Annotated in this window: 3 protein-coding genes; all 3 read right to left on the reverse strand. The window is 69.8% G+C overall.

All coding sequences use genetic code 11. The features are described from left to right. Nucleotide 1: 1 nt before the first annotated feature. Genes NGM28_RS06005 through NGM28_RS06015 form a run of 3 tightly spaced genes read right to left on the reverse strand, consistent with a single transcriptional unit; the run spans nt 2 to nt 11930 of the window. The gene (locus tag NGM28_RS06005) at nt 2-7816 is read right to left on the reverse strand and encodes a non-ribosomal peptide synthetase (protein ID WP_252089133.1); all 7815 of its coding nucleotides are present in this window, start codon (nt 7814-7816) and stop codon (nt 2-4) included. Next, on the reverse strand, nt 7813-10857 hold the full coding sequence (locus NGM28_RS06010) for a non-ribosomal peptide synthetase (RefSeq protein ID WP_252089134.1): 3045 nt from the start codon (nt 10855-10857) through the stop codon (nt 7813-7815). Before NGM28_RS06010 ends, NGM28_RS06005 begins: the two co-directional genes overlap by 4 nt. Continuing rightward, nucleotides 10854-11930, reverse strand: coding sequence for a TauD/TfdA family dioxygenase (locus NGM28_RS06015; protein WP_252089137.1), 1077 nt, complete (start codon nt 11928-11930; stop codon nt 10854-10856). Before NGM28_RS06015 ends, NGM28_RS06010 begins: the two co-directional genes overlap by 4 nt. Nucleotides 11931-11950: the final 20 nt, after the last annotated feature.

The raw sequence follows: 11950 nt of genomic DNA on the forward strand, positions 1-11950 counted from the left end.
GTCATTCCAGCTCCAGTTCAGTCAGGAAGTCGTGCATGTCACTCAGGTTTTCTTCGAAGTCTGTATTGAGGTGTGGTGCTATACAGACGGCGTAGTCCTCGAGCGATTTAGCCCTGAACATGGCATCCAGCGGCACGCTGGCGCGCAGCACCTGCTGCGCCCTGGCGGTGGCCTGGGTGGCCAGCAGCGAATGGCCCCCCAGTTCGAAGAAGTTGTCGGCCAGGCCGACCTTCTCCAGTTTCAGTACCTCGGCCCAGATCTGCGCCAGCTGGCATTCCAGCTCGCTGCGCGGTGCCTGGTAGCGCGCCTGGGCGAGGCTGGCGTCCGGCGCCGGCAGCGCCTTGCGGTCCAGCTTGCCGTTGGGGGTCAGCGGCATGCGCGCCAGCAGCATGAGCTGCGCCGGCACCATGAATTCCGGCAGCGCCTCGCCCAGCGCCGCGCGCAGGGTCTCGCGCAGCGCCTGCTGGGCCTCGCCCGCTTCCACCAGCGCTGCGTCCGTCGGCACCAGGTAACCCACCAGCTGCGTGCCCAGGCCGCTGTCGCGGGCCACCACCGCCGCTTCGCGCACTTCGGCCCGGGCCAGCAACTGCGCCTCGATCTCGCCCAGCTCGATGCGGAACCCACGGATCTTCACCTGGTGGTCGGCGCGGCCGATGTATTCCAGGCGACCCTGGCCGTCGAAACGCGCCAGGTCGCCGGTGCGGTAGATGCGCTCGCCGTCGGCGAACGGGCTGGCCAGGAAGCGCTCGGCGGTCAGCCCCGGGCGCTGGTGATAGCCCCGCGCCAGGCCCGCGCCGCCGATGTACAGTTCGCCGGCCACGCCCACCGGCACCGGTTGCAGGTCGGCGTCCAGCACCAGCAGCGCCGTGTTGTCCAGCGGCCGGCCCAGCAGCACCTGCGGGCTGGCCGCGTCCAGGTAGTGCAGCGCCGACCAGATGGTGGTCTCGGTCGGGCCGTACAGGTTCCACACATGGCCGCAGCGCTCGATCAGCCGTGCCGCCAGGTCCGGCGCCAGCGCCTCGCCGCCGCACAGCGCCTTGCACCCGGCCAGGCTCGCCGCCTGCGGGCTGTCCAGCAGCATCCGCCAGGTCGATGGGGTGGCTTGCACCACGCTGACCCGCTCGGCCGCGATCGCCGCCAGCAGGGCTTGCGGGTCGCGGGCCGTGGCCCGCTCCACCAGCACGATGCAGGCGCCGGCCAGCAGGCTGCCGTACAGCTCCAGGCCGGCGATATCGAACGACAGCGAGGTCAGCGACAACACCCGATCGTGCGCGGCGATGCCCGGCTGCTTGAGCATGCTGGCCAGGAAGTTCAGCACGCCGTCGTGGCGCACGCCCACGCCCTTGGGCTTGCCGGTGGAACCGGAGGTGTAGATCACGTAGGCCAGGTTGCTCGGCGCGGCCAGGTTGTCCAGGTTGCTGCCGTCAAACTCGGCCAGCCAGTCCTCGCCGGCTTGCAGCTCCAGCGCCTCGACACCGGCCGGCAGTGCCAGCGCGCCGCGCAGGTGGGCCTGGGTCAGCACCAGTTGCGCGCCGCTGTCCTCGACCATGTGCGCCAGGCGCTCGGCCGGGTATTCCGGGTCCATCGGCACGTAGGCGCCGCCGGCCTTGAGAATTGCCAGCAGCCCCACCACCAGCTCCATGCCGCGCTCCACGGCGATGCCCACCAGCACGTCCGGGCCCACGCCCATCGCACGCAAGCGCCGGGCCAGGCGGTTGGCGCGGCGGTTGAGGGTGGCGTAGTCAAGGGTTTCGCCGGCCACGCTCAGGGCGGGGGCCGTTGGCGTGCGCGCGGCGCTGGCCTCGATCAGTTGGTGCAGGCACTGGTCGTCGGCGAAGGGCACCGCCGTGGCGTTCCACGCTTCGACGACCTGCGCCTGCTCGTGCGCCGCCAGCAGGCCAAGGCTGCCCAGGCAGCGTTGGTCATCCTCGCAGAACGCCCGCAACAGGCCTTGCAGGTGGCGGTCCAGTTGCTCGATGGCCGCATGGCCATAAACGTCGCAGGCATGGCTGTACTGCAGCACCAAGTCCTCTTCCAAACCTGCCGACAGGGTCAAGGCATAGCTGGTGCGTTCGCGCTTGCTCGAATCGCTGAAACGCAGGCCGGCCGGCGCGCCCTGCTCCAGCGCCGCCGAAACCGGGTAGTTCTCGAAGATCAGGATGTGATCGAACAAGGCACCACCCCCCTGCCCGGCCCAGCGCTGGATCTCGTACAACGGCGTGTGCTCGTGGTCGCGCATGGCCAGGTTGAGGTCCTGCACCTGGCGCACCCACTGCCCCACGGTCAGTTGCGCCGCGGGTTGGGCGATCACCGGCAAGGTGTTGATGAACAACCCCAACTGCTCCTCGATGCCCGGCAGCTCCGCCGGGCGCCCCGACACGGTGGCACCGAAGGCCACGCAGTCCTGCTGGGTGTAGCGGCGCAGCAACAGCAGCCAGGCGGCCTGCAATACGGTGTTGGCGGTGACCTTCTGCTGCCTGGCGAAGGCTTTCAGGCGGGCGGTGTCGGCCACGCCGAGGCGGCTGACGCGCTCGGCGAAATTGCCCGGCGCGGCCTCTCGTTCGCTGCCATCGGCCAGCGCGTCGGCCAGCCGGGTAGGCTCCGCCAACTGGGCCAGGCGGGTTTTCCAGAATGTCTCGCTGGCGTCCACCGGCTGGTTCGCCAGCCACCCCAGGTACGGGCGGTAGCCACTGGCAGGCGTGGCGCAGTCCTGCCCGGCATAGCGTTGCAGCACTTCGCCCAGCAAGCGCGAGCTGCTCCAGCCGTCCAGCAGGATATGGTGGGTGGTCTGGATCAGGTGCCAGTCGTCCTCGCCGGTGCGCACCACGACAAGACGCAACAACGGCGCCTGGTCGAGTTCGAAGGCGCGCGCCAGGTCGCTGGCCGCCAGTGCGTCCAGGGCACTGGCCAGATCATCGCGGCCGCGCCAGTCGTGCCGCTCGCAGGGAATCACCAGATGCTTGTGCACCACCTGCAGCGGCTGCTCCAGCCCGTGCTGCCAGTGGAAGCTGGCGCGCAGCACGTCATGCCGGTCGACGCAGGCCTGCCAGGCCTGGACGAAGCGCTCGACATCCAGCCCCTGCACCTGCAGGCGCATCTGGTTGAGGTAGGCGCTGCCGGCCGGCTGGTACAGGCTGTGGAACAGCATGCCCTGCTGCATCGGCGTCAGGGGCAGCACGTCGGCAATGGCCGAAGGCGCCACCGGCAAGGCATCGAGCTGCGCCTGGGACAGGCCGGCCAGGGGGAAGTCCGAAGGCGTGACACCTTCGCCGCCGTCGACGCAGCAATGCTGGATCAGGCTCTGCAAGGCTTCGAGGTAGAGGTCGTTGAGTTGCTCGATCCGTTCACGGGCGAACATCTGCCCGCTGAAGGTCCAGCTCAGTCCCAGGCACCCCTGGTAGACCTGGGCGTTGAGCGTCAGCCAGTTACCCAGGGGCGCGGCGGCGGCGCGGGTGTCGCCGCTGGGGCCGGCGCAGGGGCGCAGCCAGGCGTCGGCATCGAAGCCCTGGTCGAGCTGGCCGAGGTAGTTGAAGGTGATGCGTGGCGCCGGCAGGGCCGCCAGCGCCTGGCGTTTCTCAGCCGACGCGAGATGGCGCAGCAGGCCGAACCCCAGGCCATTGCCGGGAATGGCGCGCAACTGCTCCTTGACCGCCTTGATGCAGTCACCCGGCGCCATATGCGGCGTCAGGCGCACCGGATAGAGGCTGGTGAACCAGCCCACGGTGCGCGACAAGTCGATGTCTTCGAACAAGTCCTCGCGACCATGCCCTTCCAGGCGCACCAGCACATCGGGGCGTCCGCTCCAACGGTTTACGGCCTGGGCCAGCGCGGCCAGCAGCAGGTCGTTGATCTGGGTGCGGTAGGCGCTGCCGGCGCCCTGCAGCAATTCGCGAGTCCGCTCCTGGGGCAGTTGCCCATTGACCACCTGGGCGTGGCGCTGCTCCAGCGAGCCCGCCGGGTTGTCGCACGGCAGCGCGGCATCGGCGCCTTGCAGGCGCGCCAGCCAACCCGCCAGCTCGCCCTCGACGGCCTCGCTGGCGGCATGGCCGGCCAGGCGCGTGGCCCAGTCGCGCCAGGCGCTGGTCTTGGCCGGCAACGCGGGTTCGCGGCCCTCGACCAACGCTGCGTAGACCTGCTGCAGGTCCTCCAGCAGGATCCGCCAGGAGACGCCGTCGACCACCAGGTGGTGGATCACCAGCAACAGGCGTTGAGTGCCATCGGCCAACGTGGCCAGCACGGCGCGCAACAGCGGCCCTTCGGCAAGGTCGAGACTGGCCTGGGCCTGTTCGCAACAGGCCTGCAACTGCTCGTCGTTCGCCACGTCGCGCTGCCATAGCAGCGGTTGCTCGTCGAGAGGGCCGTGCCACTGGCGCCAGCCCTCGCCCTCGGCGGCAAACCGCAGGCGCAGGGCGTCATGGTGACGAACCAGGCGCTGCAACGCGCCTTCCAGCAACCGCGCTTCGAGCCGCCGTTCGGGCTGCAACAGCACGGCCTGGTTCCAGTGGTGCTGCTGGGGGATCCGCCCTTCGAAGAAACCGTGCTGGATCGGCGTCAGCGGCACCTCACCCTGCACCGGCCCCTGGTCGATGACCTGGTGCGCCTGTTCGCGCGTGACCAGCGCCAAGGTGGTGATGCTCTGGTGGGCGAACACATCGCGGGCGGCCAGGTTCAGGCCCGCCTTGCGCGCCCGGCTGACCATCTGGATGGCGATGATCGAGTCGCCGCCCAGTTCGAAGAAGTTGTCGTCGACGCCAATGTCATCGCGCCCCAGCACCTGCCGCCAGACCGCCAACAGGCCCGCTTGCAGCGTATCGCGCGGCGCCTGGTCGGCCGCCTTGGCGCCGCTCGCCTGCGGCAAGGGCAAGGCGCGGCGGTCGAGCTTGCCGTTGGCGGTCAGCGGCAGCGCCGCCAGCGCCAGCACATGGGCCGGCACTTGGTGCGCCGAGACGCGTTCACGCAGGAACGTCTTGAGTACATCGGCAGCCACCGCCTCGGTGCCCTTGGCCACCACATAGGCGACCAGTTGCAGGCCATTGGCACCGGGCTGGCCGACCACCACGCACTCACCCACCGCGGGATGCGCGAGCAGTTGGCGTTCGATTTCGCCGGGCTCGACCCGGTAGCCGCGAATCTTCAGTTGCTGGTCGGCGCGGCCCTGGTAGCGCAGGGCACCGTCGGCATACTGGCGCACGCGGTCGCCGGTGCGGTACAGGCGTTGCCCGGTCTCGCCGAACGGGTCGGGCACGAAACGCTCTGCGGTCAGTCCCGGCTGGCCCAGGTAACCCCGCGCCAGGCCGGCGCCACCAATGTACAGCTCGCCCTGGCCACCGAGCGGCGCCGCCTGCAAGGCGGCATCGAGCACATGGGCACGCAGGTTGGGCAACGGTGCGCCCAGAGGCGGCACGGCGTTGACATCGTCAAGCTGACAGGTGAAGGCGCCGACCGTGGTTTCGGTCGGGCCGTAATGGTTGGCCAGGCGGCACTGCGGCGCCATGGCCTGGATACGTTGCAGCAAGGCGGGCGGGCTGGCTTCGCCGCCGAGCACCAGGCAGCGGCGCGGCAGCACGCCGGCATTGTCGCCGGCCAGCAGTGCGCCCAGGTGCGAGGGCACGATCTTCAACGCGTCGACGGCATGCTCGCTCATGTAGGCGGCGAACGCCTGCCCGTCGACCGCCGTGTCGGCGTCCACCAGGTGCAGGGTGCGGCCCGCCGCCAGGGCGCCGAACAGCGCGGTGTGGCCGAGGTCGGCGGCCAGGGTCGAGACCAGCGCCATGCTGCGCACTTCGGCCAGCGGCAGCCGTTGCTCGATACCGTCGAGGTAGTTGGCCAGGGCCCCATGGCCCACGCCCACGGCCTTGGGCCGCCCGGTGGAACCGGAGGTGAAGATCACATAGGCCAGGTCGTCGCCGAACACGTCGATGGCCGGGGCGGCCTCGGCGTGTTCCGGGGCTTGCAGGGCGTCTTCCAGCAGGCAGGTGGCGACACCGTCGAAACCGCTGAAGCGTTCGAGCTGGTCGGCGGGTGTCAGGACCACTTGCGCGCCGCTGTCTTCAAGCATCTGGCCCAGGCGTTCGCGCGGGAACTGTGGGTCGAGGGCCACGTAGCAGGCGCCGGCCTTGAGTACGGCGAGCAGGCCGACCAGGGTTTCCAGGCGGCGCTCGGCGCTCAACGCCACCAGCGACCGGGGCGTGACGCCGCGTTCGATCAGGCGCGCGGCCAGGTGATTGGCACGGGCGTCGAGGGCGGCATAGCTCAGCGAGCGCGAGCCGTCGACCAGTGCCAGGCGCTCGGGATGCGCCGCGGCCTGGGCCGCGAAACGCTGGTGCAGCCAGGTGCTGGCTGCCGTTGCCGCTTCGGCCCGAACGGGCGCAGTCGGCGCTTCCAGGCGCAGCGCCTCGATGGCCTGGCCGGGTTCGGCCAGGGCCTGCTCCAGCAGCCGCGCCCAGTGCTGGCCAAGGCGCTCGACGGTAGCGGCCTCGAACAGGTCGCAGGCGTACAGCCACGATGCCTTGAGCTGTTCACCCTGCTCCTCGGTGCTCAGGGTCAGGTCGAAACGGGCGAACTCGGTGGTCATTTCCAGCGGCGCCAGTTCGACGCCCGGCAACTGCCAGCTCACCGCCTCGCCACGGCTTGCCTGGTGATTGAACAGCACTTGGAACAGCGGCGTGCGATCGAGGCTGCGTTGCGGTTGCAAGGCATAGACCAGGTGTTCGAACGGCAGGTCCTGGTTGGCCTGGGCCTCCATCACCCGCTGGCGCACCTGGGCCAGCACCGCACTGAAGGGCTGGCGGCCGTCCAGCTCGACCTGCAGCACCTGGGTGTTGACGAAGAAGCCGATCAGCGCCTCGACTTCGGCGCGGGTGCGGTTGGCCACTGGCGTGCCGACCCGCACCACCTCGCTGCCGCTGTAGCGGAACAGCAGCACCTGCAGGCTGGCCAGCAGCACCATGAACGGCGTGCAACCATGCTCGGCGGCGACCCGGCGCAGCGACGCGCCCAGGCCATCGGGCAAGGCCACGGCCACCCGCGCCCCCTGCTGCCCACGGCGAGCGGGGCGTGGATGATCGAACGGCAGCTCCAGCTCGTCGTCCGCCGCGCCCAGCCGCTCGCGCCAGTAGCCCAGCTGGCGCTCGGCTTCGCCGGCCTCCAGCCACAGGCGCTGCCAGCGGGCGTGGTCGGCGTACTGGATGACCAGCGGCGCGACGTCAGCCTGGGACTGGTAGTGGCTCAGTACCTCGTTGACCAGGATCGGCATCGACCAGGCATCGGTGACGATGTGGTGGGTGCAGAACACCAGCACCCACTCCGCCTCGCCGGTACGCAACAGGCTGGCGCGCAGCAACAGGTCGTGCTCCAGGTCGAACGGCCGCGCCGAGCGCTCGGCAACGGCGTCCTGCAACTGTTGCGCACCGGCCTGGCGCAGGTCCTGCTCCTCCACCGTGATTTCGCGCGGGCCATGGATCACCTGCAGCACGCGCTGCTCGTCCTGGCGGAAGTTGGTGCGCAACGCTTCGTGGCGCGCCACCAGGGCTTGCAGGCTGCGCACCAGGCGCTCGCGGTCGAAGTCACCACGCACCCGCAGCAGCGCTGGCTGGTTGTAGGCGCTGGACTGCGGGTCGAGTTGCCACAGCAGCCACAGGCGTTGCTGGGCGAACGACGCCTGCACCGGCTGGTCGTCCTCGCGCGCCGGAATCGGCAGCAAGTCGAACGACAACCCCTGTTCACGCATGCGCCCTTGCAGCGCTTTCTGCTCCTGCGGGGCCAGGGCGGCGAAGCGCCTGGCCAGGGCCTGCATGCGGTCGGACAGCTGGGTCATACGTCCTCCACCGCATCGAACAGCGCTTCCAGGGCGTCGGCCTTGGCATCGCTGGCGCCGGAACCACGGTGTCGCTCGACCTGCTCGGCCAGCAAGGCCACGGTCTCGCCCTCGAAGAACACCCGCAGCGGCAGGTCCAGGTTCAACTGGGCCTGCACGTGCGAGCGGATGCGCGTGGCCAGCAGCGAGTGGCCGCCCAGGGCGAAGAAGTTGTCGTGCACACCGACCCGCTCCAGTTGCAGGGCCTCCTGCCAGATCTGCGCCAGGGTCGCTTCCAGTTCGTTGCGCGGCGCCTGGTATTCGCAGCTCTCGGCCTGAACGGCGGCCAGCGCGTTGCGGTCGAGCTTGCCGTTGGGGGTCAGCGGCAAGCGCTCGAGCGCCCGCAGGTAGGCCGGCACCATGTATTCCGGCAGCTGTTCGCGCAGACGCTCCAGCAGCTGGATTTCCACGCCGCCCGCGGCGGTTTCGGCCAGCACCACGAACGCCGCCAGCTGGGCGCCGCCACCGGTCTCGCGCACGACGACTGCCGCCTCGCGCACATCCGGCAACTGCGCCAGGCGCGCCTCGATCTCGCCCAGTTCGACGCGGAAACCGCGCAGCTTGAGCTGGAAGTCCAGGCGCCCGAGGTAGTCCAGGGTCGCGTCGGTGCCCGGGCTGACCCGGTCGCCGGTGCGGTACAGGCGCTCGCCCGGCGTACGGGCGAACGGGTCGGGCACGAAGCGGCTGGCGGTCAGGCTGGGACGTTGCAAGTAGCCCCGGGCCAGGCCCGGACCACCGACGAACAGCTCGCCTTCACGGCCAAAGCCGACCAGCTCGCCATCGCGGTCCAGCACCCGCAGGCGCGCACCGGCGATGGCGCCGCCGATCGAGATGCGTTCGTGGGGCGGTTGCTGCTCCACGGCATGGGCCGAGCACCACACCGCGCTTTCCGACGGCCCGTACTCGTTGACCAGCAAGGTCTGCGGCAAGCGCAGGTAATGGGCGGCCGGCAGGTCCACCGGGCAGGCCTCGCCGGCCACGATCACGCAGGCCAGTTCAGGCTGGCGCAGGTGTTCGAGGATCTGCGCGTAGAACGACGGCAGGGCCAGGAAGTGGCTGATCGCCTCGCCTTCGACCAGTGCGGCAAGACGCGCCGGGTCCTTGTGCGCCTGCTCTTCGGGCAGGTACAGCGTGCCGCCCTGCCCCAGGGTCCAGAAGATCCCGGCCACGGAACTGTCAAAGGAGAACGACGACAGCATCAGGAAGCGACGCAGCGGCGCCTGGTAGAACGCCGCGCGGGCGCGGGTCGAGGCGCAGGCGTTGGCATGGCTGATCATCACGCCCTTGGGCTTGCCGGTGGAGCCGGAGGTGTAGATCACGTAGGCCAGGTTGTCGGCGCTGATGGGTGCCTGCGGCGCCTCGGCCTGAACTGGCGGCAGGCCGCCTTCCAGGGCCAGGCGCTCGACGCCGTCGGCCACTTCGATGCCTTCGGCCAGCGGCCGCAGGGTGATCAGGCTGTGGGCCTTGGCGTCATGGAGCATGAACGACAGGCGATCGGCCGGGTAGCTGGGGTCCAGCGGCAGGTAGGCGCCGCCGGCCTTGAGGATCGCCAGCAGGGTGACGACGATCTCCACCGAACGCTCGCCATACACCGCCACCACGCTGTCGGCGCCGACGCCGCGCTGGCGCAGCACGGCGGCCAGGCCGTTGGCGCGCTGGTCGAGGGTGACGTAGTCGAGGGTCTGCTCGCCCACGTGCAGGGCGATGTGCTGCGGCTGCCCGGCCGCTGCCTGCTCGAACAGGCCGTGCAGGGTCTGGCCCGGCACGGCATCCAGCGCGTCGGTGCGGTCGAAGCGCGCGAGCAGTTGCGCTTGCTGGGCGGCGTCGACCGTGGCCAGGCGCGCCAGGGGTTGGTCGAGGTCCTTGGCCAATGCACCGGCGAAGGTGTCGAACTGCGCCAGCCAGGCCGCCAGTTGCTCGACGGCATAGCGGCCGGCCGGGCTGGACAGGCGCAACAGCTGCCCATCGACCCGCAGCAGCAGTTTCTGCGCGCGCGGGCAATCCAGTTCCAGCTGCACACGGCTGTCCGGCGCCGGGTGGCGCAGACCGCAGGCATAGGCCGGCACGGCGGCCTCGCCAAGGTCGGCCTCGTCGAGGCAATCCAGCCAGGCGCGGGCCTGGCTCAGTTGACCAGCCAGGCCAGGCAATTGCTCGCCCAGGCCACGGGTGCTGTCGAAATTCAGCACCAGCGGCAGTTGCCGGGCGAAATGCCCCAGGGTCTGTTCGAGCTGTTCGTTACGGCCATCGACCTCCAGCCCCAGCACCAGCCCAGGTTGCTGCCCCAGCTCGGCGAGGAACGCGCCCCACAGCAGGGCCAGGGCGTCTTCGCGCTCGACCTGCGCGGCCGCGACCAGCGCGTCCAGGGCGGCTGCCACGCCATTGCCGGACTGCTCGGCCACCGGCACCTGCGCGCTCGCCTGGCGACGCTCGAACGGCAGCGGCAACGGGTGCGCCGCATTGCTCAGCAGGTTGCGCCAGAAGGCCCGGCCTTCCAGGCCGATGGCCTCCTGCGCGAGGTCACCCTGCCAGGCGGCATAGTCGGCGTACTGCAAGGCATCGAAGGGTTCCAGAGAGGCGCCGCGCAACAGCTGCCCAAGCTCATCGGCCAGTTGCCGCAGGGCCTGTTCGTCGGCACTGGCCAGGGCCACGCCAAGCAGCAGCTGACCGGGGCACAGCGCAGCGACCAGCGGGTATTGCGCCAGGCCCTGGGCCACCCGATCGCGGGCCAGTTCCAGGCTATCGACCGCCAGCACCTGCAGGCTGGCCTGCGGGTGGATTTCCTGGGCCGGCAATTTCAGGCCGGGCACCTGCACATAGCGGGTACGCAGCACCTCGTGGCGCTCGCACAGGGTGCGCAGGGCCTGCTCCAGGGCCAGCAGGTTGAGCCCGGCGGGGGTTTCCATCAGCAGCCTGGCGGCCAGTGGCTGGCCCTGCCCGGCCTGGAGCACCAGCACCTGTTGCGCCGAGGCCTGGAAGATTTCTGCGGGGTTGCTGGCGGTCATGCTTGGACTCCTTGGCCCAGTGCCACTTCATGGCTCTTCAACGGAATGGCCATGGCGGTGAGGATTTTTCGCGGCCCGGTGTAACCGTTGCGCGCGTGGATGGTGAGGATGTTGTCGAGGATCACCACGTCGCCCTTCTGCCAGGGGAACTCGACCATGACGTCGCGGTAGATCTGCTGCAGGTGGCGAATGTGCGCCTCGGGGATCGGGCTGCCGTCGCCGTAGAAGGTGTTCTGCGGCAGGTCGTCGTCGGCGAACTCGGCGCGCAGGCTGTCGCGGATGCTTTCCGGCAGGGTCAGGGCGTTGAAGAAGGTGGCATGGTTGAACCACACCACTTCGCCGGTGCGCGGGTGGCGCACCATGGCCGGGCCTTTCTGCCGGGTGCGCAGGCGGTTGCCGGGCTTCCACTCCGGGGTGATGCCGATCTTCGCGCAGTAGGCCTCGACCTCGGCGCGGTCCTCGGTCTGGAACACCGTCTGCCACGGCAGGCCCATGCCGTCGCCGTAGTTGCGCACGTAGAGCACCCCGCCCTTGCGCTCGAACGCCTCGCGCACTTCAGGGTCGATGCGCGGCAGGATCAGCCGGGTGTCGCCGAACGGCGTCTCGCCACCGGTGGGCGACGGCAGGTCGCAGTAGAAGTACAGGTGCAGCGGGAACACCGGCGAGTAGGAGTGCTCGTTGTGCGGGAAGATCCGCTCGACGGCCGGGTAGTCGGTGGAGCTGTAGACATTCAGCGAACGGGTGATCTGGGTCCGTGGCGAGGCGCGGAACAGGTATTCCAGGGCACCGCCGGAGATCGCGTCGACGCACTGGTTGAACTCGTTGATGTCCTGCACCGCGAAGCCCCGGAACAGGATGGTGGCGTGCTGGTCGAGCTTGCGCTCGATCAGTTCGCGGTTCTGCCCGGCCCACTGCGCCAGGCCCACGCCCGGCACCCTCGGCGTGCACAGCAGCGGCAGGCTGCTGCCTTCGAACATCGGCGAGAATTCCACCAGGCTGTCCTGGTCCACGCTCAGACTCTTGCGCCGCCCCTTGGCCAGCATCGGTATGGCTTGCGCCTCGCTCTTGGACATTTCCCTCTCCCGTTCGGTGA

It is taken from the genome of Pseudomonas sp. MWU13-3659 (genome assembly GCF_023757525.1).
In the GTDB taxonomy this organism is placed as follows: domain Bacteria; phylum Pseudomonadota; class Gammaproteobacteria; order Pseudomonadales; family Pseudomonadaceae; genus Aquipseudomonas; species Aquipseudomonas entomophila_E.

Bases quoted from the DNA above. Each gene is read 5' to 3' on its own strand.
- NGM28_RS06005 (WP_252089133.1), bottom strand. From the start codon at position 7,816: ATGACCCAGCTGTCCGACCGCATGCAGGCCCTGGCCAGGCGCTTCGCC.
- NGM28_RS06010 (WP_252089134.1), bottom strand. From the start codon at position 10,857: ATGACCGCCAGCAACCCCGCAGAAATCTTCCAGGCCTCGGCGCAACAG.
- NGM28_RS06015 (WP_252089137.1), bottom strand. From the start codon at position 11,930: ATGTCCAAGAGCGAGGCGCAAGCCATACCGATGCTGGCCAAGGGGCGG.